The organism is Psychrobacter sp. Pi2-52, assembly GCF_904846705.1.
Lineage (GTDB): Bacteria > Pseudomonadota > Gammaproteobacteria > Pseudomonadales > Moraxellaceae > Psychrobacter.
The window spans coordinates 1-23,649 of sequence record NZ_CAJHBS010000007.1 but is presented as its reverse complement, the minus strand read 5'-3'; the positions used below and the strand labels follow the sequence as shown (position 1 = coordinate 23,649).

Below are 23,649 nucleotides of genomic sequence, written 5' to 3'. Positions count from 1 at the left end.
CTAGGAAAGTAGTTTAGAAAAGTTAAGGCTCATTAATTTTGTGAACGTATTATAAGTGGTAAAGAATACTGCTTATAATATGTCCATTTAAATATTTGAATTACTATGATGCATTAATAAGAAGCAGAACATTCTTAATGCTTGGCATTAGGAATGCTTGGCATCAGAAATTTTTAGCGCAACATCATAGACAAAATGCTCAGGCTTATGGGTAGCCCCGTTATAGCTCAAACGGATAACATGCTTATCATAAGACGTCACTTTATAATTACCATTGGCAAAGTTATGTAGCGTCGGCACAATTAATAGCGCTTCTATTTGACGGTTATCTACTTTAACATTGAGGCGCTGACCCTCTCGCGGATATAAGAAATAATCACAGTAGTCATTTACCATGACCTCTGATATACGTTCGATAACCTGATTACCTGTTTCTTCCTGAATTAATTTTGGACAGACATCAGAGCGCTTAGATGCCAAACGAGCATAAGAGTTCTTGATACTATCTTCTATCTCTTTAGAGCTTTGTATATGTCTATCAGCTTTATCCGTCACTATCATACTATTCTCAGAGGACATCTCTGTACTACACGCATTAATCAATAATACCGACATAAGTGCAGAAGTAAACAAAGCGCCATACTTATAGTTCGAGTGCAAAAAACTTTGCTTCTCGTTATTTAATTTATGATAGTTTTTCATTGTCAAGCGCTGATTTTTCATAGTTTTCGCTTAAAGTAAATTTGGTGGTTTTCTTTATAAGCCATGAAAATATAAAGGCGATTGATAACAGATATTATTAAAGCATAGTTTTTAAAGACCAAACAAATTTTTAATGAACTCATGCATCTATCCTATGAATCCTACCAAATAATTACAAAATTATTATTTTTAGTAAACACCGGAATAGTATATATAAAAATGAATATATATCTAGCGTTATCTCGGCTAACTTTATAATTATTTGAATTCTCGATTCTTGATAAATCAATTAATAGCGGCAAGAAGAGGAACTACTAGCGTGATTGAACCCCCACTTACGATAACCATCAGTATCTAAATGAATAGCCCCTGTCGCATATAATCCTAAGCCAAAGTTATAAGGCTGTCCTTGATACTGCCAAAACTGGCATAAGCCATCATGCATGGTACTCAAGCGCCATAAATTGTCTTCGTACTCAGGTACCCAGATATCCATAGCACTTGCATTCATATGCTTACTACCGTCTGCCCCGCCTGCACAATCGTTCAAACCTGGGTTACGATATACCGAACGTATCTCACTGCTGAGTGGTAAAATACCTTGGTTTTTCAACTCACTATAAAGGCGTAATGTTGGTACAATGTTAGACCATAACTCCTGAGGCGGCAATTGATACGGCTCATACCCGCATTTACTCCAACTACGGGCAGTCGTCAGCAGTTGAGACAATGGCGGTACATTCTGCGACCCGACTCTTGCGCTGAGATAGCGTTCGTACTCTGCTACTTGTCTGGCACGATAACTACTGCTATTTAACCATGCGTTAAAGTCTATACTCATAGAATCGTTATAAGCACCATTATAGGTGCTGTTTGCTGTACTATAAGTAGTACCGCGTCTCACTACATTCACACGTTTGTTTTCCTCAATGGACAATCTAGCATCAATCTCGAAATCCCGCTGTTTTTGTACAATCAAGTTTTGCATACTGTCGCTATTTGATGCATTCGCACCACTCAACATGGTGACACCAGGACGCTGATTTGAGCTATTGGTAGAGGGCGTTATATAAGCATTACTGTTATTGCTTGTACTGCTACTTTGACGTATTTGAATACGGCGTTCACTATCATCACTGATGATAACGGCATGAGCACTGACACTGCCAGCACATAGGATAAGGGTGATAATAGGTTGGCAAATTTGCCTATACGCATGGATTTTTGATTTTATCATTGCAATAAACTACCGCTAAAAACGTTTTATCGATACTATCAAATTTTCAACAAGCAGGCTAAACTATCGCTTCTAATTTGAAGTCCAATATTGATAATTAACACTTATCCTTACAACTTTTATAATTGAGTGACTTTATTATTATTTGTGAATGATATAGCCATCGCGTGCTCGCATACTTTTATTAAAGTCGGTACTTTTAAGTACGCTTCTCATCATTATTTATAATGAGATAATTTAGTTAGTACTTCCCTCCTACACCAATTGTTAGCCAAATTCTGCCTATGTCTTCTAACCCGCAATATCGTTTTTCACGTCAGAGCCATCATTTGGGTCAAGGTCATGCACCGACACTATGGCAACGTATTCATATCGACCCATGGTTAACTTTACTGTTATTGACGGTTTGTTGTATTGGTCTGACGATTCTATACAGCGCCGCCAGCCAAGATATTGGTATGGTTATTCGCCAAATGGTCAGTTATGGGGTGGCATTCGCTGTAATGTTTACTATGGCGCAGATACCGCCCAGTCTCTATCGTACTTTTACGCCTATATTTTATGTCTTAGGGCTTATATTATTAGTGCTGGTAGATATTATCGGTGAAGTACGTATGGGTGCTCAGCGCTGGATCAATTTGCCTGGGTTCGGTAGTGTGCAGCCTTCAGAGTTTATGAAGCTTGGTATGCCAATGATGTGTGCTTGGTTTTTGTCTAAGCGTGATTTGCCACCGTCAGCGTCTAGCATTGCTATTACCTTGGCATTGATCATTGTACCGGTGCTATTAATTGCTAAAGAGCCCGATCTTGGTACATCACTACTGGTCGCTGCTAGTGGCATATTTGTGCTGTTCTTAGCAGGCCTCTCGTGGCGATTGATTTCTGCTGCTGTAATTTTGGCTGTGCCGTTTATAGCATTTGCTTGGAACTTTTTGCTTCATGACTATCAGCGTACGCGAGTATTGACACTTCTTAATCCTGAAGCAGATGTACAAGGCGCTGGGTGGAACATTATTCAATCGAAGACAGCTATTGGCTCTGGTGGCCTCACTGGAAAAGGTTATCTGGAAGGCACTCAATCACACCTACATTTTCTGCCAGAAGGCCATACTGACTTTATTATTGCCGCCTTCTCCGAAGAGTTTGGTTTGCTCGGTGTGATGCTGCTGATGTTCATTTACTTTTGCCTTTTATCACGTGCCTTATATATCGCTTTCACCCATCCTGATGTCTATAGCAGATTGTTGGCTGGTGCTATCGCCATGTCTTTCTTTGTTTACATATTCGTCAATGTCGGCATGGTTGGCGGCATTTTGCCTGTCGTAGGTGTTCCACTACCATTCATTAGTTATGGTGGTACGGCTATCGTGACTCTGATGGCAGGATTTGGTTTACTCATGTCTATCCATACACATAAATCTGGCTAACTGGGATAGGATAATTTCTGTATAATTCGTCTTTCAAGTAAGTTGTTGTAATAATTATGGTAGTACCATTAAGATAAATTGTTTTGTACTACTAATGATTTGATAAAAGACAATGAGCCATGGCGCGAAGAAGAGTTTTATTCTTAGCGCTATGGCTCTTTTATTTTAATGATCTTCATATAATTTATGTTCGTATCAATCACTATAATAGTTACAAATCCGAAATAATTATTCGTTTTAGCGCCTCTTATTTCTAATAGTAAATAGGCAGAATTTCCAATATAAGTTAACCACCTATAAGTTCAGAAAGATTTTATTCCTTGTTTTTTACAAAAAATTGCGTTAACCTCGTTTTACTGTACTCTGATACATAACCCGTACATAGCTACTAATAAACTTTGCATTTAAATATATTTAGGTTGTAGCGTAGCCGTATAGTTAGCATCTTGTAGATTCCAGACTTTCAGATACACTACTTAATTAACGGTTTGATAACAAAGTGATACGCGATGTCCTTTGAACCTTTTATTAACGTAGCATTCTAAAGAAGTTTGTATATCGCACATTATGTAAATACGACATATAGTGACATTGTCACTCAGTCCTGATTTTGGACTTTGTATTCAATGCTTATCGCTAACTATCATTTGAGCGTATCGTCAGTCACTCTATCTATTAGATGTACTGAATACTGATGATAATGAAATGAAAAATTACCATATATTAATATCTATAAGAGCCACTCATTAATCAATATGAAGACAATAGATTAATGCCATGCTCAATCTAAAATATTTAGAGTTAGGTTTTGATGTATAAGTTATAGAGGTATTTATGAACAAGCGTTTATCTGGTTTACTTACAATGTCAGCAATGTTATTTGCTGGCTCTGCAGTCGCGACCAATGCAAATGCTGTAGAAGCAAAGACCACACTTGCTATGATTTCGCAAGATAACGCCTCCCACATTGACCGTGTACTTGGTGAATTAAGCCGTCAACATGATGGTGCATCAAGTTTGGTAAAGTCAGCCCGTCAGCCGACTTCATTGGCACTTAGCAGCTCATTGTTAGCCAATGATACGACACAAGTTACCAATGATGAAGATGTATTAGAGCGTCTAACAGCTGTTGCCTCTAACTCTGTCAGCAAATTTAAGCAAACTGGCCTCGCGTCTTGGTATGGTCGTAAGTTTCATGGTCGCAAGACTGCCAGTGGCGAAACTTTTGACATGAACGGTTTAACTGCAGCGCATCGCTCATTACCATTAAACTGCTATGTCAAAGTCACTAACAAGACCAATGGCAAAAGTGTCGTGGTAAAAGTGAACGATCGCGGCCCATTCCATGGTAACCGTGTATTAGACCTATCTTATGGTGCTGCCAAAAAACTCGGTATTACGAGCAAAGGTGTGGGTAACGTTGCTATTGAGCGCGTTGCAGGACCTTAATTTTAGGTATCAGTTTTAAAGACCAATAATATTACTAGCCCATATAGCAAAAAAGCCTAACTAATAATTAGTTAGGCTTTTTTTATGGTTCATATTTATCGCTCTAGGCTCATAGTAGCGACTGAACTACTCAAAACAAAGTGCTATTAGTCCTATGTACTTTATAACTCAAATGCGCTTTCGATAGCGTCATCGAGTCGCTCAACAGCAATCACGTTGATACCTTTAAACTGAGGCGCATCCTTAGCAGGTGCATTGGCCTTTGGAATGATGGCATGCTTAAACCCATGCTTCATGGCTTCTTTTAAGCGTTCTTGTCCATTAGGTACTGGGCGTATCTCACCCGATAGACCAACTTCGCCGAATACTGCTAATGAAGATGGTAGCGCTCTCTCTTTAATACTTGAAGCACAGGCCAACAGTACAGCCAAATCAGATCCTGTCTCTATGACTTTGACGCCACCAACGACGTTGACATAGACATCTTGTCCACTGGTATGTATTCCACCGTGACGATGCATCACCGCTAGTAGCATGGATAAACGTTGGAAATCTAGACCCAATGCCATCCTTCTAGGCGAACCTTGTGAATCGTCTACCAAGGCCTGCACTTCTACTAGTAGCGGCCTTGTTCCTTCACGGCTGACCATGACAACTGACCCAGCAACAGGTTTGTCATAACGACTTAAAAATATCGCTGATGGATTGGCGACTTCTTTGAGCCCCATATCGGTCATACCAAAGATACCCAGTTCATTAACCGCACCAAAGCGATTTTTGACCGCACGAATCATACGAAAACGCGAGTCAGACTGGCCTTCAAAATAAAGTACCGTATCAACCATATGCTCTAATACTCGCGGACCAGCTAGCGTACCTTCTTTGGTTACATGTCCTACTAAAAATAGTGCCGTTCCCGTTTGCTTAGCATAACGCGTCAAAATCGCTGCAGACTCTCTAATCTGACTGACACCACCTGGTGCAGAGTTAATAGCATCCGTATAAATAGTCTGAATAGAATCAATAATAGCAATGGCTGGCTGCTCTTGCGTTAATGCAGCACAGATAGTTTCTACGTTAGTTTCGGCCAGTACACGCAGTCTATCAGCAGGCAAGTCTAAGCGTTTGGCTCGCATGGCCACCTGTGCAAGTGACTCTTCACCTGTCACGTATAATGCACTACCTGCCAGTGAATCAGCTCGTGCCATATTGGTCGCGGTTTGCAGCAAGATAGTTGATTTACCAATACCCGGATCACCACCGATTAACACTACGGAACCCGCCACTAACCCACCACCCAGTACGCGATCAAACTCACTAATACCGGTTGGTAGGCGCGTGTCGAGCGTTACACTTACTGCATTAAGCGGCATGACAGCACTATGAGTACCAGAGTAGTTGCCAGCTGGCGCACTGGTACCACGAGTAGCAGCTCGTGCGTTATTGGGCTTCGCGGTGCTTTTATTGTGATGTGGCATGCTGACATTTGGGGCTTCGACTAAACTGTTCCATTCCCCGCAATCCGTACACTGCCCAGCCCATTTACCAAAATGCGCACCGCAATGCTGACAGACATAGCTGCTTTTATTTTTTGCCATAGCTTATAAGCCTTATTCAGAGGATCAATCGAGAATAATGAAGAAAGTATTATCACGCTTTATAAGCGCTGATTCAAAAATATTTGTTATGATAAGTCAGCCATTGGTTTTGCAAGCTGTACTTGAAAGAGGATGATGTTAATTGTAGAGATAAGTAGTAACTGGCTTATAAGCTCTATATAAAATAGTTGTAGCCAGCTCTAGTAGTTAATTAGAAAATACAAAATTGTTGGTGTAGTTTTACGTAGCGTTTGGAAATCAAAATGCATAGGCAGTAAGGAAAATCTATACCAGATAACTCTACTTTAACGGCACCTTTTTGTTTTGAGCGCACTATATAAAATAGAGTATGAGATAAGTAATTTAACGCTCTAACTTATACTTGGAAGTCTTTACCTAGATAAACAGACTTCACTAAATCATTTTCTAACACTTCAGCTGAAGTACCTTCTGCAATGATAGCGCCTTCTGATACGATATAAGCTTTTTCACAAATGGCCAGCGTATCTCGAACATTGTGATCGGTGATTAAAACGCCAATGCCGCGATTCTTTAACGTTAAAATAACGTCTTTGATATCGCCGACAGAGATAGGATCTACCCCTGCAAAAGGTTCATCTAATAAGATAAACTTAGGATCAGCGGCCAATGCTCGCGCAATCTCACAGCGACGACGCTCACCGCCTGACACGCTCATACCCTGAGACTTGCGCACATGTTCTAAATGGAACTCGCCAATCAACTTTTCAAGTTCTTGCTGTTGTTCAGCTTTATTTAATTCTGTGCGAGTCTGTAGGATAGCTAAGATATTATCTTCGATAGATAATTTACGAAAGATTGATGCTTCTTGAGGTAGATAGCCGATACCCGCACGAGCACGCTCGTGCATTGCGTATTTAGATAAATCCATTTTACCTAATGTAACGCGGCCTTTATCCATATTGACCAGTCCCACCACCATATAGAAACTAGTTGTTTTACCAGCACCATTAGGCCCCAACAATCCGACGACTTGACCCTGTTCGACAGAAAATGAAACGTCTTTGACTACCCAACGCTTACCATAGCGTTTGCCTAAATTTTGCATAGTCAATCGAGCGACAGGCGCCGTATTGGTATTTGATGCCGATAGGTCTAGATTTTTATCATCGCTCATAACTTACTCTTACTTTCACAAAATTTAAGCATTGCTAAAGGCAGACTTATTTACTTATAGCCTGTTTATTTGGATTAACGTACGCCACTTTGGTTTGTACCATTGTTAGGCGGGAATACCAGTTCAACGCGCTGATTGCCACCAGCGGTTGCTTCCACATCACCTGCTTTTAGGCTATAACGGATAACATTACCAGCAAAGCTTGCACCATTCTGAACCAGCTTTGCATTGCCAGTTAGCGTAATAATCCCAGACACTGCGTTGTAGTCAATCTTATTAGCCTGCCCTTTTGCCAAGCCCTTTTCTTGCGTGACTACTTGCTGCATAGTCGCTGGACGGCCAGTTGCTACCGCTGAGTTAATGCTACGCTGCTGAGATAGATTGACCGTGATGTTGTCGGCCGTCATCTTAAACGTACCTTGAGTAATAATGACATTACCTGCATAACTGGTCACGCCGGTACGCTCACTATAAGTGGCCTTATCTGCTAGCAATTTAATCTGCTGATTAGAATCTGATGGCAACGCATGACTATATAGCGGTAGCGCCAATAACATCACCATTGGCAGTGTGCGCAATTTATGCAAGCAGAGTGCTGATGCGCGTAAAGTAGGCAAAAATTTAAGTTTCATATAAATAACTCATTTCATAATAGGTGGTAGGATTTGCAAACTTTATGCTAGCTGCTATTTTTTGACACAGTAAATAAGAAAGACTTTGATTAAAACAATGCTTTGTCTTGGCGTTCAGATGGAGAAAAGGCAACAGCAACTTGGCCAAATTCATACTCACCCGTCTCAAGATTGGCAGTCATACTAGAGGCTTCAAATCGATTCATGCCTTGTTCGATTTTCACAGGGGCATCACTATATACTTTGCCTGACTTCGTATTACCTTTTAGCGTACTACCAGTTACTTTTATTGGTTCGATATCAGGGGTACTCTTATTGCCTTCGCTAACCAGTGTAAATCCACCTGATAAACTAAGCTCCCCTGTCTGTTGACTGATGGCTGCACTGCCCGCTTGAATACGATAGCGTTGCTCTGCAGATGGTTCCCAATTCATGGTAATGCCTGACATTTCATCCTGATTGGTCTCAGGATTATGCGTCAAAGACTCAGCGGTAAGCTCGTATTCGGTTTCACCTTGTTCATTGGTCTGCACGGCTTTGATATCAGTGGCTTCATAATCGACATCTGTTGTTTCAATATTGACTGGCGGCGTTACGTCGCCTTGCTGCTGAAAAAACCAACCCGCGATACCGGCAATAATTAAGGCTAATACAATTAAGACACGTGTATTCACGACTGATTATCCTGAGTTTGTGCCTCATCAAGCGTGTAATGCGCGATAAAGTCTTGATAATGTCCATGACCTTTTAAAATAAGGTCACATATCTCGCGCACTGCACCAGTACCGCCAGCACGAGTCGTTACCATGTCACTGCGCTTGATAACTTCAGCATGCGCGTTAGGTACGGTTGCTGCGAATCCTACTGTTTGCATTGCTTTGATATCCGGTAAATCATCGCCCATATAGGCACAGTCGGCAGCAGTGATATTCAGGGCAGGATCTAAAGACGATAGCAGCTCGTTTAATGCGATTAATTTATCATCACGGCCTTGAACCACATGGTTGACGCCCATTTCTGCTGCGCGCTTATTCACCATTGTACTACTACGACCGGTAATAATGGCTGTCAAAATACCGTAACGGGCTAAAGACTTAACACCCACACCATCATGTACTGAGAACGCTTTGGTCTCAACACCATTAGCATCATAGATGATTTGACCATTGGATAAAATACCATCGACATCCATGACCAATAGTTTTACTTGTCCGGCTTTCTGTATCAAGTCCTGCATTATTTGTCTCTTTTTAATATTTATTTTCGAAGCGTTATTCTATATAGCTTAACTATTTCAACGGCAACTCACAAACCTTATTTGACCCCAGCTTGTAGCAAATCATGCACGGTAATAATAGCTTCTAAACGATCTTCATTATCAATGATCAATAACTGGCTAATACCACTTTCATTCATAACACTTAGCGCATCTGACGCACGCATCGTTTTACTGATATGGCGTGGATTGCTGACCATCACTTCATGCATTGGCGTTTGTAGATCGATACCTTTTTCTAACCCTCGGCGTAAGTCACCATCTGTGAACACACCGACGACCTTATTGTTATCATCAGTCACTACGGTCATGCCCAATCGTCCGGCAGACATGGTAAACAAAGCTTGTTGCAATGGGGCCTGCTGATGAATCAAAGGCAAGTCTTCTGAATTGGTATGCATCAAATCTTCGACACGCGTCAATAGCTGACGACCCAAGGCACCAGCAGGATGCGATAATGCAAAATCTTCAGACGTGAAATTACGTGCGTGTACTAAAGCAACCGCTAACGCATCTCCGAGCGCTAAAGTAGCCGTCGTACTGGAGGTAGGCGCTAGATTAAGTGGACACGCCTCCTGCGACTGACCAAGCGTTAATACAATGTCAGCTGCTCGTGGTAGCATACCGCGCTTATCACGACTGATACTGATAAGAGGGATATTTAGATGTTTAACAACTGGCAGTAGCATCTTGATTTCATCTGACTCACCTGAGTTTGAAATAGCAAGCAGCACATCACCTTTCACAAGCATCCCCAAATCACCATGCCCCGCTTCACCAGGATGCATAAAAAAAGCAGGCGTACCAGTTGAGGCAAAGGTCGCTGCAATCTTGCGTCCAATCAGCCCTGACTTACCCATGCCTGTAACTACCACTCGACCCTTACAAGTCAGGATGATGTCACATGCTTGGGCAAATCTGTCGTCAATCTGCTCTGTTAGTAGTGCTAACGCAGATATCTCTGTGTTAATGGCCTCGATAGCAGTGGTAATAAATTGCTCATGGGTTAAGTTGTTTTTGGTATCACTCATGAATCCGCTCTATTTTTATAATGAATCAATACGCTATTTTACTACACTATGTTTCATATTAGTAATGGTCTACAAAATCTACACTAATATAGTGCTGCATACGGAATAAAAGAGCTTGCTGCTATCTATACAAAAAAAACCCACTATATCAGCAGGTTTTAAACGAATAAATCATGTCTTAATGTTTTTTCAGACAACGCGCTCGATTAATGCGATAAGTTAGCTATTGTTATCATTAGAACCATCGTTTGGCTTATCTTCGAAACCTGTGTTATCTGCCGTGGCATCAAACCCACGATCTTGACCAAAACCACCACGCTCAAACCCGCGCTCTTGTCCTTGACCAAAGCTACCTCGTTCAAAACCACGGTCTTGACCTTGGCTAAAACCACCACGATTAAATCCACTACGGCTCGATGCAAAACCACGTTCTTCAAAACCACTCGCAGCAGGGTTGCTACCACGTTCAAAGCCACCGCCTTGATATCCAGTCGGTGCTGCGCTCTGCGGCTGAGCACTTGTACCTGTCGTCGCACTACTACGCGGGTTACGTGCTGGTACGACCGTTGAAATGGCATGCTTATATACCATTTGGCTCACTGTGTTTTTCAGGAGAACAACATATTGATCAAATGATTCAATTTGGCCTTGTAATTTAATACCATTTACCAAAAAAATAGAGACAGGAATGCGGTCTTTGCGCAGCGAGTTCAAGAACGGATCTTGTAAAGTTTGTCCTTTTGACATGAAATCTCTCCTAAATATTATATAATTATGTTTTGAGTGCCAATTATTTTAAGTGTTAATTTAATTATAATGGCTAAAAGGTAGATACAATAAGGTGTTTTCTTTATAAAACGTATCTAAATAAATATTCATTGCTCTTAAGTGATTCCACTTTATCGCGAATACGTTATTATTGTAAATAATTAAGTAACTAGTTGTTTCGTTAATACTTTCTGTCTACAAAAGTTCATAAACCAGACATCATAACAATGCTCAACGCGTTGAGCTAAATTATAACAGCTATCTATGCCAATTTTTGAAACTAATTGTGTTAGCTATCATTGCACCTTAAGACAAATACTCTCGTGCTTCGGCCATGGTTTCAAACGTTTGTAATATCATACGACTGCTAGCATCAGCCTTGTTCTCAGATTCTGCTATCCCAATTGATGACGCACTGGGCAATTGCATTACCTTTCTTAGCCATGTGTACTGACGTTTTGCTAACTGTCTTGTAGCATATAATGCCTTATTTTGCATTTCCTGACAAGCAAGCGCCTCGGTCTCTTGGTTAGCCATGTTTGGTTGAACAGCTGACTGAGCAACATTATCTGAGATTTCTTTTTCTCCGTTGACAGCTGTATGCTTTCCAAAAGCTTCATAAAATTGAGCTTTATCCAGATGAGTCTCATCAAATATCGGATGCTCAATATGCACCAAGTATTCTAGTGCTTGCCTGTAACCCACACAGCGCATCGAAGGCATATTAGGCGTGAGCGGATACTTTTTTAGTAAGTCTATGACTTCAGCCACTAGCCCTTCATTCCACATGATATCTAGACGTTGTTCGATACGATTATGTAGCCATGAACGATCTGGCATTACCGATAGCGCGTGCCACTGCTGCTCTGGGTTGTGGGCTAGGGCTTGCTTTGGCTTGCGCTGCCAGTCACTTATTGGAATATTTGTCTGTAGATAAACTTCAACTGCTCGCGTGATACGCTGAGTATCAGTAGCATTCAAACGCGCATGGCTTATAGGATCTATACTCCCCAAATAATCATATAGAGCGCTAATACCTTCCTCTTGACGCCACTGCTCTACGCGCGCGCGTACGCTGTCATCGCTATCGGGCACAGGAGACAACCCATCGAGTAGCGCCATGTAATACATCATGGTGCCGCCTACTAATAATGGTATCTTGCCATTTCTATGACATTCGTCAATGAGACAAGCAACATCACTGACAAACTCAGCCACGCTATAGCTTTGCATAGGATCAATGATATCGACCAAATGATGTGGATAACGCGCCAACTCAATCGCTGTTGGCTTGGCTGTGCCAATATTCATGTCACGATATATCAGTGCTGAGTCCACAGAAATTAATTCAAAACGACCTGTATCGTATAGCTCGTATGCCAGTGATGTCTTGCCGCTAGCAGTTGGTGCCATAAGACAAACTACGCTATTATCCGCCAGCTTGTGAGGTAGGCTATCAGACGAATGTTGCATAAAGTGGCCTTTCATAATATATGGATAACTCAGATATCAATTGGTTTAATTGCTTTAAGATGTTGTAATTATTTTCAGATATTCAGGATAGCATGAGCTTTACTAAGCGGTGACTATCTATCGCTTTAATAGCATTGCTCATAATTATTTCAGTAAGATCATTCACAAAAACTATTGAATCTTGCGCAGACATTTGCGCATTGACCGTTGTAAGTTGCTGATTAACCTCAGTAGCACTATTTGGCAATCTATCTTTTTTGAATACTTGCTGACTAGAGGTAAGTGATTCAAATAACTGGCTTAGTTTAAGCTGCCAGTCTTTAGCACTTATCAATACACACTGCCCTTGGTGATAAAATAATAGCCAAGGTAGACTTCTATCATCTGTGTTTAAGTCCATGTCAACAGCTTCTACATCGTTAATGATATCTAAGCAAATTGGTAAAGATGCAGAGGTAGCTGCTCCATCAGAATAATGTGAAGTGCTGTGGTTACTATTGTTAGTTTGGTCTGATCGCTCATTGATATAAGATTGCACTGACTCTTGCAATAAAGGATTATTTGAAGATGATTGGTTTGCAGTAGACTGATAAGACTGTCTAGTAGATTCTACTTGATTATTCTGCCTTGGGTTATTAGTAGGCTGAATACTTGAGATGGGCACTTCAGAAGAACGACTTAAAGAAGCATCATTATTTGCCCGTTCCGCAGATATGTATTGGCTATCAGCTTCTGGCTTCGGTACCGATTTAGATGCAGAATCAATTCCAAACCCAAACTTAGCTACATTAATCGTTTTCAACTGCGTACGAACTGTATGGCCTAAGTGCGCCATAATATTATTCAATGGACTGATTTTGATACGTTGTTTAGATGGATGTACATTGATATTTAACCATTGCGTTGGTAAATCAAAATACAGTGCATACCCCATACCTGTTAGCTGCGCACCTTGTGCCAGTTGACGTATCTGATTGCTAATCAACGCTTCTTTTACCAGTCTGCCATTTACATAAATCAGCTTTGGTAAATCAGTTTTTTCATAATGCAATGGCCATAACCAACCACTAATCGCTGCTTGATTAACATTGCTATCATCGCACGCTACAGACGACTGTACCAGACTCGACAAATCTATGGATATTGCTAATGCATTATCTGTCAATGCCATACCCGTTGCTTGTTCTAGACGCGGCAGTGGCAGGCGACTGTCATTGTTACCACTAATACTCGTAGCACTTGCAGATAATGATAGCCGCTGTTTATTGTCATGAAAAAGTGTCAAAGCAACATCGGCACGCGCCAGTGCGACTTCTCGGACAATGGTTTCGATATGACCGAATTCAGTAGCAATAGATTTTAGGTTGCCACGGCGGGCAGGCACATTGAAATATAAGTCTTTGACTATGATTGTTGTGCCGCGGTTATGGACAACTGGTAAAAGTTTCGGAGTGTCACCTAATACGCCAGCGACCTGTAATTGTCGGCCAATACCACTATCATCATGACTACTGATTAAGGTCAAACGCGAGACAGCAGCCATCGCCGCTAACGCTTCACCGCGAAAACCCAATGTCGTAATACCATGCAAGTTAGCAACGTCAGCAACCTTACTGGTCGCATGACGAGTGATGGCCATGACCATGTCGTCAGGATAAATGCCGACCCCATTATCTACCACTTCAATCAGGCCCATACCGCCTTGAGTGATGCGCACCTCAATATTGGTCGCACCAGCATCGATGGCATTTTCCAGCAGCTCTTTGACCACTGCTGCTGGACGTGTCACCACCTCACCTGCTGCTAATTGATTGATTAGCAACGGCGATAGTTTTTTAATGCGTTTATTAGGATGATTATCTGGCATAGATAGATGTCATGTTTTTGGAAAGTAGCGATTGGTGTAATTTAGATATTCATTTAGATGATAAGTTGCGATAGTTCCAAGCCCTGCGCTTGACCTGCCTTTGACACTCTCAACTGCACTTGGCGTGCTTCAGTGTCGTTATCATCGCTTACATTTTGAATCATATCGATGAATAACGTGGGCGGTGGAAGATAGCTATCAGCGCGGCTAGCCCATTCGATAATAACTAACGCTTCAGGCTCATCAAGATACTCATCAAACCCAATAAAAGACAGCTCTTCTGGATCTTGCAGACGATATAAATCTGCATGATAAACCGGCTTGATCGAACCATCCTTTCGCTGAATACTGTAGGGCTCAACCAAGGTATAGGTTGGGCTTTTCACCGCACCTGTATGACCAAGCGCTTGTAACCAATAACGCGTTAGTGTCGTTTTACCAGCGCCCAAGTCACCTGCCAGCCACACGCTACCTGTCAGTGACAAGGTCGCTAATTGCTCAGCCAATGCTTGAGTATCTTGCTCAGAGCTTAATATCAGAGTCTTTAGGTATTTGCTATTTTCTATAGATTGACCATCACACATCAGACTGAACCTGCTTGTACTTGCTCTGTCTGAACCTGCATGGTCACGGTTGGATTGGTAAAGCTTTCACCGCGAATCAGCTTGGCATACAGCTCAGAGTCAGTCCACTCAGCACGAACCTGCTCACTGAATTCAAAATCTTCTAGAACTAGTTTACCCATTTGATCGTTTGCAACATCATCAGCAAAACACTGCGCATACCCTGTCGCCGTCTCATGGGCAATCACTGAGTACACGCTGACATCTGCTTCACCATTTTGCATTTGTGTCTGACGTAGTATTTCTTGTGCCCAAAAGAATATCACTCGTGAAAACTGCTCTGCCGATGGCGAAACTGGTAGGCTGATCCAACGTGCGCTAAATTTCTTACACGCTGCGACATACTCAGGATCATCTTTGTTCCAAAAGCAAATGGCATGATCAAAGCTATCGATAATGTCTTTGATAGAAGATTTTAGTAGGCCAAAGTCATAAACCATTTGCCCATGGTCTAAACGAGTGGCCTCAAGGATAAGCTCAATCTGATAGCTGTGACCATGAATCGAATGCTTACAACGCTCAGAACTACAATTACGAACGATGTGAGCATTTTCAAATTTGAACAGTTTACGAATACGCATAATAATTTGACCAAAACAGTAAGCACTATGGTGCTAAATGTTAATAAATAAGAGTTTGCCGCGTTTATGAATCGGTTTATGGCTCATTATAGCAAATCGCCATGTATCCGTAAGTAAGCACTTATTAATATAATGATTGATTGAACGAATCAATTGGTAAACTAGGACTAACCGTAAACATAAAGAATTTGAACGATAATTGAATCGTAGAGGAATTGTGCGAGCGCTATCTATTACTAAAGCTTAAGCCTATACTCTATTAAGTAAACAGCTATGTTAGCTGTATTCACACTGTCTTGAATTCGCTTAACTTTGCGTAATGAGTAGTGTGCTGTAAAAAAGGAAACGATTATGAGCAAAGGTCAAGATAGTAAGAAAAATGTTAAGAAAAAGCCCCTTTTGACTGCTAAAGAGAAGAAAGCTGCCAAACAAGCCAAGAAAGACGACAACGGTAGCATCCTAGGCAAACATTAATAATCAATACATCAATATGCTAATCTGACGTAACCGTTCGATTGGTATTTTTTTTTGGTTCGTCATTGGCCTTTAGCTAAGCACTGTCTTTAATTAAGCTCCGCGCGGAGCAAACATAATAATCGCCATTCCTAGCAACGCCACTATCGAACCCACTATGTCCCACATGGTTGGTCGTATACCATTGACCGTCCACAACCATAAAATCGCCATACATATATAAACGCCACCATATGCAGCATAGACCCTGCCCGCAGCAGTTGGGTGTAATGACAGCAGCCAAACAAACGCGACTAAGCTCAGCGCACCAGGTATCAGCAGCCAGATTGACTTGCCTTCTCGCAGCCACAGATAAGGCAGATAACATCCTGCAATCTCAGCCAATGCAGTAAGCGCAAATAGCCCAACCGTCTTTAATTCTGTCAAAAATCACTACTCCTCATCTACTACTTTTCTAACCTGCTAAAACCAGTCAGGTATTGTACGGCATTGCCAGAAATAAGCACTCTATCTCTGTCACCACTTATAAAAAGCTATTTTTTTCTAACATTACAGTCAAAATCACAGTAAAATCTATCATAACAAACAAACCTCTTAGAGAGCGCTCTATCGAGGTCATACCGACATTGTAAATAGGAAGTTAGCATCATGATGCGTATTGGATTATTTTTATTAACCAACTTAGCAGTGATTGTGGTATTTAGCATTGTGTTTGGTATTTTATCGAGGTTTTTTGGGATTGGCGGCGTGCACAGCGCAGGTGGTCTTAACTACATTAGCCTTGCCGTTATGTGTGGTATCTACGGTATGGTCGGCTCGATGATCTCGCTATTTATATCAAAGTGGATGGCTAAAAGATCTACTGGTACGGTAGTTATAGAATCTCCACGCACCGCTACTGAGCAATGGCTAGTCGATACCGTAGCCAAACAAGCACGAGCCGTAAATATCGGTATGCCTGAGGTTGGTATTTTTAATAACTCGCAGCCAAATGCCTTTGCGACTGGTTGGAATAAAAATAAAGCGCTAGTGGCGGTTTCGTCTGGTCTACTACAGAATATGAATCAAGATGAAGTCGAAGCGGTATTGGCGCATGAGATTGGCCATGTGGCTAACGGTGATATGGTAACCCTTGCCCTCATTCAAGGGGTCGTAAATGCCTTTGTAATGTTCTTTGCACGTATTGTAGGCAGTTTCGTTGATCGTACTGTGTTTAAAAATACCAGTGACCGCCCAGGTATTGGTTACTTTATTACGAGTATCGTAATGGATATCTTACTTGGATTTTTGGCATCTGCCATCGTGATGTGGTTCTCACGCTTACGTGAATTCCGTGCGGATCAAATGGGTGCAAAATTGGCCAGCCGCGAAAAAATGATTAGTGCGCTTGATGCGCTTCGTCCTTCTGCACAGCGACCAGATCAAATGCCTGAGAGTATGAAAGCATTTGCGATCTCATCAGGACAAACGCAAGGCTTTAGTATTGCCAACCTATTCCGTTCACACCCAACGCTTGATGACCGTATTGCGGCGTTGAGAGAATATAATCCTAATTAATGACAATCGATTTAAAACCAACTTGCTACTTGTTAGCAGGTTGGTTTTAAAAAAATACTTTATATAGAAAATTAGAAGTTAGAGTATGAATACTCAGTCACTATCATTTTATTTAGTAGTAAAAGGCTAAACATTAGCGCTAGTTTAAATAAAAGAGATATTACTTCTTTTCCTTAGACGGAAAAAGCGATACCAAACCATCTCCTATGATTCCTCGCCAAGCAAAGTAATCATGTCCTGCAGCATACTCTTGATAATGTGTATCGTACCTTTTTGCCAATAAAACGTCTCGCAGATGACGATTGGTTCCCAATATACCGTTGCTACCACTTTTACCACGAGCCGTTTCAAACACGCCTGCGCTCAAAAAGAAACGAACGGGTGCCTTATCCATTTTTATTACCTCAGACGCTACGAAGTGTTTATCTTCTGCTGTCTGATCTTTTGGATGCCACCAGTAAGACCCAGACATAGAGATAACATTGCCAAATATGTCGGGGTGACGTAGTGCGATAGTCGTCGCTGCTAAACCGCCATAACTTGACCCTGCAATGACCGTTCTATCCGTTGGTATCGCTACTGGCAATCGTTTATTTATTTGTGGTACTAACTCATTGGCCAATACATCTGCAAACATTGGGTTGGCAGGTAATTCACGTGCACGGGCATCATTGTCAGGATTGCTAATAAACACCGCTGTCACTAGTGGAACCTTACCTTCTGCAATCAAATTATCTAAAATCGTGGGCAATCCAACCGTATCAATATAGGCTTCAGCATCAAAGATATATAACAGCACCGCATCATCTTTACTATTCTCCTTGTTGTTATTAACAGTTGGGGAGTAAATGGTGATATCGCGAGTATTATCCAATGTACTACTAGTAAATTTAAAGGTAGACAACGCTCCTTTGGGAACCTCTGCCTGTCTTTTTATCCAACGCCTATTTGGTGCGTCTTTTAACGTAATAGTAGATTTGGTTGTGTACTTATCAGTGGCTGAACGTGGCCATGAATGGTGATTATAAGGATCAACTTGAGCCACGGCTTTTATGGCGACTCTACGAGCAAACTCAGACAGAGGTGGCTCAGGGATATTAGGGGCAATTTGATAGGATAAGTGCGTGTTGTTTGGCACAATAAAACTTTTGTACCATGTATCAGAGTCTACCAATCGTTGCAATGCATCATGATTGGTGGACGGGCCACCCATTAACTTGACATTGCGATAGTCTCCTCGCGCTAAAAACGTCATCACAGTGCCCAAAGCTGTGTCTTCAATCAGCGGTGTACCTAATACTTCCACTTCCGCCCAAAAGCGATCTGTACTCTGCCCTTTCTGCAATGACTCAAGTAATGCCGATACTCTGGGGCTGAGTAACGTGTCAGAACTGTCTAGAGAATTTCCTAAAGAACCTTTTAAATCTTGCTCTGCTAAACTAACACGTTGTTCGAGCACTATCTGATAAGCACCTGAGCCAGACAGTCGCCAGGTCTCTGCACAGTTTTCGGCTACTGAATAGAAGTGTTGTTTGCCACTTTTATTATCAATCAAACGGCGCGATACTTTTCCTGTGGCATCGATAACATCTAGCGTCATCATACTTCTATCACTCTCAACATATCCGGTTAGATAATCGCCTGTATCGCAAGGAACGCTAAAATCTAATGACTTATGCTGTGGCTTGATATCAGCGTTTTCCCTGTTGGAATGATTTAAATCGCCTTTTAAGGGACTTTCAATCGTTAGCATCGTTGCCTCCGAACCAAATGCAGGAAATGACGCCGAATATAATAAAAAGGTAAAGCCTGCTATGGCCCATTTCTTCTTAGGAAGAAATCGTATGTATCTCATTCACTACTCCCTCATTTATTCACTGACAAACATCTAATTTCTACCTTTACAGAATGTCTAGCGAATGATACAAAAGTAAAATACTACCTTATTTTTAATATAGATGATATTGAAAATCATTATCGTTTGATAATTTATTCTGTATAATTAAATAGACAATGACAATTTATTTTTCCTTTATAAAATAAAAAGCCCACCTGACTCAATTAAAGTCAGATGGGCTTTTAGAATAGATATAATGACTAACTAAATATCAAACTCAAGCGCTCTGTCACCTTCGCTATCTTTGATACGCGTTGGCAGACCAATCTTGTTTAGTAGATTGATAAATGGCTTAGCATCTAGCTCTTCGACGTTGACCATCTTGCCTGCATCCCATTCGCCAGTCGCGACTAGTATTGCAGCAGCAACAGGTGGCACGCCTGCGGTATACGAGATACCTTGGCTACCCACTTCATTGTAAGCATCTTTATGATCTGAGACATTGTAGATAAATACTTCAGTCTCAACGCCATTGATTTTGCCTTTGACTTTATCACCAATGCAGGTCTTGCCTGTATAGTTCGGTGCAAGCGAGCTTGGATCTGGTAGTACCGCTTTAACAACTTTTAGTGGTACAACTTCTTGACCTTCAGCAGTCATCACTGGCTGCTCAGACAGTAATCCTAAGCTCTGTAGGACAGTGAAGACATTGATATAATGCTCACCAAAGCCCATCCAAAAGCGAATGTTTGGTACATCTAGATTGGCTGACAATGAATGCACTTCATCATGACCGCTTAGATAGCTGTTTTGCACACCTACAACTGGCAAATCGTCCGTACGTTTGACTTCAAACATTTTGTTAGACTGCCACTTGCTATCCTGCCAAGAGTAAACCGTACCGGTGAACTCACGGAAGTTGATCTCTGGGTCAAAGTTGGTCGCAAAGTATTTGCCATGGCTACCCGCATTGATATCAATGATATCGATATCCGTCACAGATCCTGCATCCATCATATCATAGCCAAGACGCGCATAAGCGTTGACCATACCAGGATCAAACCCTGCACCTAAAATGGCAGTGACATTGTTGTCTGCACAGCGCTCTTTACGTTGCCACTCATAGTTGTTGTACCACGGCGGTGTCTCACAAATCTTACGTGGATCTTCATGAATCGCCGTGTCAATGTAAGCAACACCTGTCTCAATACAGGCTTCTAATACCGTCATATTGATAAATGCCGAGCCGACATTAATGACGATTTGAATTTCTATTTCTTTGATCAATTGCACCAGCGCTTGGCTGTCCATCGCATCGACTTGATGCGTGTGCAAAACCGCAGCTTGTTTAAAGCTGTCTTTTTCTTTTACGCTTTGCGCGATATCATCGCATTTGTCTTTGGTACGTGAGGCGATATGAATCTCACCAAGCACATCATTATGCATCGCACATTTATGCGCGACCACTTGAGCGACACCGCCTGCTCCGATGATCAGTACATCTTTTTTGTTGGGCTTAGCTTGTTGGTTTGTGTTCAATGAACAATCCTCCTTTGTGTCCCTGTCGATACCATTGATAGCGGCTATGCAAAACAGAAACGAGTGAATGATATGCGTGAATTAAAAAGGAAGACCGAGGAAAACCCACGCACCCGTCGGGCAAATAATACTCCATTATTTGCCCGACGCGATTATAACAATTTTTATTCCCTTATCGGTAAAAAATATGTATAAAAAGTAGAGATATCAAAATATCTACTAATACAGGTTAAGTATTTGTTTTTTAATAATTAAAATACAAAAACCCGACAATAGCATAGTCTTAAAAGCTAAGGCTTAAGATAGGCTAGCTTTATAATCTTGATAATCAAACTCGCGCTGGATATCGATACTGCCATCTAATCGGCGGATGACTATCGCTGGCATGTTGACACCATTGAACCAGTTTTTCTTAACCATCGTATAACCAGCAGCATTGCCAAAGGCAATCTTATCGCCTATCTGAAGATTACTCGGTAATGCATACTCACCAAAGATATCACCTGCCAAGCAAGAACGACCATAGATAATGGTATGGTCTGCCGACTCAGCATCAGCTTCAGACGGTGCAGCTTCTGCAGGATTGCCAATAGGCGCAATATCGGCAGCTGTATGATTAATCGCAGCAATCGGTGCGGACTCACGATAAATCAGTAAATCAAGCATATGTGCTTCGATAGAAGCATCGACGACTGCTAGATTTTTTTCATTATGCATGGTATCCAATACAGTAGTTACCAACGTACCTGCACCATGGATACTTGCTTCACCTGGCTCAAGATACACTTGCACGCCATAGGTTTCGCTAAACGCTTTCAAACGTGCAGCCAATTTTTCTAATGGATAATCAGGCGCGATAAAGTGGATACCACCGCCCAAGCTCACCCATTCAAGCTGCGCTAAGGTATCACCAAACCTTTCTTCGATATCAGCCAAGCTTTCACTAAAGGCTTCAAAGCTGTCATTTTCGCAATTGTTATGAATCATGACGCCAGTGATATCGCCAAGTACCGCTGCGATTTTCTCTTTGTCATGCTCACCAAGACGGCTGAATGGACGCGCAGGATCAGCAATCAAAAACGATGAGTTGCTGGTCTTTGGATTGAGTCGTAGACCTACAGGTATATTTTGCGCGGCGGCTTGTGCTTTAAAAGCGTTGAGCTGTGAGATTGAGTTAAAGATTATTTTATCCGCATAGTTCAGCACTTCAGGGATTTCATCTGAACTATAGGCGACGCTATAAGCATGCGTTTCTTTTTTATCTTGGCTATTGGCATCATCGTTATTGCCAAAGGTCTCATAGCCCAATCTCACTTCATTAAGTGAAGACGAAGTCGTGCCATGCAGATAAGGCTGCATCACATCAAAAACGCCCCATGTGGCGAAGCATTTTAGTGCTAATAATGCCTTTGCACCAGACAGCTCACACAGCCTAGCGATGATTTTCATATTAGCGACGATGGCCGCTTCATCAAGCACGTAGTAAGGCGTTGGTGGCAATGTCGCGTTGATAGAATTCTCTAGATTTTTTGCATTCATAATAGATTACCTAATAGACACTCTGCTGTTGGTATCTTGACAGACAGATATAAATATTTGCGCTATAGTAGACTAAATTCATCATAATTAGAATATCTTATGGCACTCTCAACCGATTATTCCACTTCAGCCAGTCTATCCCATTCATCACAATTGGATCCAAAAAACATAGATTTGACTTATCTAGATCCTGATGCGCGTGCCGTGTTGGATTTTTGGTTTGATAAAAACAATGAAGCTTACTGGTTTGAACAAAACGATCGTTTTGATAAGCAGATACAAGATAAGTTTGGCGGCATTTGGGAAGCAGCGAAACAAGGTGAATGTGTCACTTGGCGTATCGCAGAGTCTTCATTGGATGGTAATAGCTCGATAACGGCGTTGGCAGGACGCTTGGCAGAAATTATTGTGCTGGATCAGTTTTCACGCAATTTATGTCGCGGACAAGCAAGTGCATTTGCGCAAGATGGTATGGCATTAGCACTCGCCCAAGAAGCCATTCAACAGCCTTATTTTGATACTCTACCGATGCAATGGCGTAGATTTATTATCATACCGTTTATGCACTCTGAGTCGGCCATGATTCATAAGCGTTATCTACCGCTGTTTGAACAACTAGATGATGCAAACACATTGGACTTTGAACATCGTCACAAACAAATCATCGATCAATTCGGGCGATATCCACATCGCAACGAGGTACTAAATCGCGACTCAACCGAAGATGAAAAGAACTTTTTAAAACAGCCTAATTCATCGTTTTAGGCCACATTCCTAGTATTGTACGAAGATAATTAAAGTTATTAGGTAATCCCCCCAATAAATAAGAACACTCATAAATAGAGAGTAACTGCTAGAATACATCAGCAGGAGAATCCTATGA

General features: G+C 41.5%; 22 protein-coding genes. 5 read left to right on the top strand and 17 right to left on the bottom strand.

Going from position 1 to position 23,649, the window contains the following annotated elements; translation table 11 throughout:
* Positions 1–147: 147 nt before the first annotated feature.
* Both JMY00_RS05695 and JMY00_RS05690 read right to left on the bottom strand, forming a co-directional pair.
* The gene (locus JMY00_RS05695) at positions 148–723 is read right to left on the bottom strand and encodes a hypothetical protein (RefSeq protein WP_201579439.1); all 576 of its coding nucleotides are present in this window, start codon (positions 721–723) and stop codon (positions 148–150) included.
* Positions 724–991: 268 nt separating this feature from the next.
* Positions 992–1,939 (bottom strand): D-Ala-D-Ala carboxypeptidase family metallohydrolase, encoded by a 948-nt coding sequence (locus JMY00_RS05690; RefSeq protein ID WP_201579438.1) that lies wholly within the window; start codon positions 1,937–1,939, stop codon positions 992–994.
* 284 nt (positions 1,940–2,223) lie between these two features.
* On the opposite strand from JMY00_RS05690, the gene rodA reads away from it, so the two are divergent.
* Both rodA and JMY00_RS05680 read left to right on the top strand, forming a co-directional pair.
* Positions 2,224–3,366, top strand: coding sequence for a rod shape-determining protein RodA (gene rodA, locus JMY00_RS05685; RefSeq protein WP_057760433.1), 1,143 nt, complete (start codon positions 2,224–2,226; stop codon positions 3,364–3,366).
* 834 nt (positions 3,367–4,200) lie between these two features.
* Positions 4,201–4,815, top strand: coding sequence for a septal ring lytic transglycosylase RlpA family protein (locus JMY00_RS05680; RefSeq protein ID WP_101205034.1), 615 nt, complete (start codon positions 4,201–4,203; stop codon positions 4,813–4,815).
* Positions 4,816–4,976: 161 nt separating this feature from the next.
* Here the strand turns inward: JMY00_RS05680 and radA are convergent, their stop codons facing one another.
* From radA to JMY00_RS05625, 11 genes are all read right to left on the bottom strand, one after another.
* Complete coding sequence (gene radA / locus JMY00_RS05675; protein ID WP_102094543.1) at positions 4,977–6,413, bottom strand: DNA repair protein RadA; 1,437 nt, start codon at positions 6,411–6,413, stop codon at positions 4,977–4,979.
* Between the two features lie 376 nt (positions 6,414–6,789).
* Positions 6,790–7,569, bottom strand: a complete 780-nt coding sequence (lptB, locus tag JMY00_RS05670) for an LPS export ABC transporter ATP-binding protein (RefSeq protein ID WP_179798948.1) — start codon at positions 7,567–7,569, stop codon at positions 6,790–6,792.
* Positions 7,570–7,643: 74 nt separating this feature from the next.
* On the bottom strand, positions 7,644–8,132 hold the full coding sequence (gene lptA / locus JMY00_RS05665) for a lipopolysaccharide transport periplasmic protein LptA (protein ID WP_179799007.1): 489 nt from the start codon (positions 8,130–8,132) through the stop codon (positions 7,644–7,646).
* A 158-nt stretch (positions 8,133–8,290) separates the two neighbouring features.
* Positions 8,291–8,875, bottom strand: coding sequence for an LPS export ABC transporter periplasmic protein LptC (lptC, locus tag JMY00_RS05660; protein WP_057760443.1), 585 nt, complete (start codon positions 8,873–8,875; stop codon positions 8,291–8,293).
* A complete protein-coding gene (locus JMY00_RS05655; protein WP_201579437.1) occupies positions 8,872–9,438 on the bottom strand; it encodes an HAD hydrolase family protein in 567 nt (188 codons plus the stop codon). Before JMY00_RS05655 ends, lptC begins: the two co-directional genes overlap by 4 nt.
* A 77-nt stretch (positions 9,439–9,515) precedes the next feature.
* Positions 9,516–10,508 (bottom strand): KpsF/GutQ family sugar-phosphate isomerase, encoded by a 993-nt coding sequence (locus JMY00_RS05650; protein ID WP_101205038.1) that lies wholly within the window; start codon positions 10,506–10,508, stop codon positions 9,516–9,518.
* 219 nt (positions 10,509–10,727) lie between these two features.
* Positions 10,728–11,255 (bottom strand): RNA chaperone Hfq, encoded by a 528-nt coding sequence (gene hfq / locus JMY00_RS05645; RefSeq protein ID WP_201579436.1) that lies wholly within the window; start codon positions 11,253–11,255, stop codon positions 10,728–10,730.
* A gap of 327 nt (positions 11,256–11,582) precedes the next feature.
* Positions 11,583–12,749, bottom strand: coding sequence for a tRNA (adenosine(37)-N6)-dimethylallyltransferase MiaA (gene miaA, locus JMY00_RS05640; protein ID WP_201579435.1), 1,167 nt, complete (start codon positions 12,747–12,749; stop codon positions 11,583–11,585).
* A gap of 82 nt (positions 12,750–12,831) precedes the next feature.
* Positions 12,832–14,616, bottom strand: coding sequence for a DNA mismatch repair endonuclease MutL (gene mutL, locus JMY00_RS05635; protein WP_201579434.1), 1,785 nt, complete (start codon positions 14,614–14,616; stop codon positions 12,832–12,834).
* A gap of 53 nt (positions 14,617–14,669) precedes the next feature.
* Positions 14,670–15,200 (bottom strand): tRNA (adenosine(37)-N6)-threonylcarbamoyltransferase complex ATPase subunit type 1 TsaE, encoded by a 531-nt coding sequence (gene tsaE / locus JMY00_RS05630; protein ID WP_201579433.1) that lies wholly within the window; start codon positions 15,198–15,200, stop codon positions 14,670–14,672.
* Complete coding sequence (locus tag JMY00_RS05625) at positions 15,200–15,820, bottom strand: 6-carboxytetrahydropterin synthase (RefSeq protein WP_102091507.1); 621 nt, start codon at positions 15,818–15,820, stop codon at positions 15,200–15,202. The genes tsaE and JMY00_RS05625 overlap by 1 nt, the downstream gene beginning before the upstream one ends.
* Positions 15,821–16,171: 351 nt before the next feature.
* On the opposite strand from JMY00_RS05625, the gene JMY00_RS13675 reads away from it, so the two are divergent.
* Entirely contained in the window at positions 16,172–16,294 is a 123-nt protein-coding gene (locus JMY00_RS13675) for a hypothetical protein (RefSeq protein WP_021815223.1), read from the top strand.
* Positions 16,295–16,387: 93 nt separating this feature from the next.
* Here JMY00_RS13675 and JMY00_RS05620 read toward each other — a convergent pair whose 3' ends face one another.
* On the bottom strand, positions 16,388–16,720 hold the full coding sequence (locus tag JMY00_RS05620; protein ID WP_102091506.1) for a YnfA family protein: 333 nt from the start codon (positions 16,718–16,720) through the stop codon (positions 16,388–16,390).
* A 222-nt stretch (positions 16,721–16,942) separates the two neighbouring features.
* Here JMY00_RS05620 and htpX point away from each other — a divergent pair, with 222 nt between their 5' ends.
* Positions 16,943–17,851, top strand: coding sequence for a protease HtpX (gene htpX, locus JMY00_RS05615; protein WP_201579432.1), 909 nt, complete (start codon positions 16,943–16,945; stop codon positions 17,849–17,851).
* Between the two features lie 160 nt (positions 17,852–18,011).
* On the opposite strand, the gene JMY00_RS05610 is transcribed toward htpX, so the two are convergent.
* The 3 genes from JMY00_RS05610 to JMY00_RS05600 form a co-directional block, all read right to left on the bottom strand.
* Entirely contained in the window at positions 18,012–19,706 is a 1,695-nt protein-coding gene (locus JMY00_RS05610) for an alpha/beta hydrolase-fold protein (protein WP_201579431.1), read from the bottom strand.
* A gap of 246 nt (positions 19,707–19,952) precedes the next feature.
* Positions 19,953–21,227, bottom strand: coding sequence for a saccharopine dehydrogenase family protein (locus JMY00_RS05605; protein WP_201579430.1), 1,275 nt, complete (start codon positions 21,225–21,227; stop codon positions 19,953–19,955).
* Between the two features lie 297 nt (positions 21,228–21,524).
* Complete coding sequence (locus JMY00_RS05600; RefSeq protein ID WP_240990665.1) at positions 21,525–22,766, bottom strand: carboxynorspermidine decarboxylase; 1,242 nt, start codon at positions 22,764–22,766, stop codon at positions 21,525–21,527.
* Between the two features lie 99 nt (positions 22,767–22,865).
* Here JMY00_RS05600 and JMY00_RS05595 point away from each other — a divergent pair, with 99 nt between their 5' ends.
* Complete coding sequence (locus JMY00_RS05595) at positions 22,866–23,531, top strand: DUF924 family protein (RefSeq protein WP_201579429.1); 666 nt, start codon at positions 22,866–22,868, stop codon at positions 23,529–23,531.
* Positions 23,532–23,649: the final 118 nt, after the last annotated feature.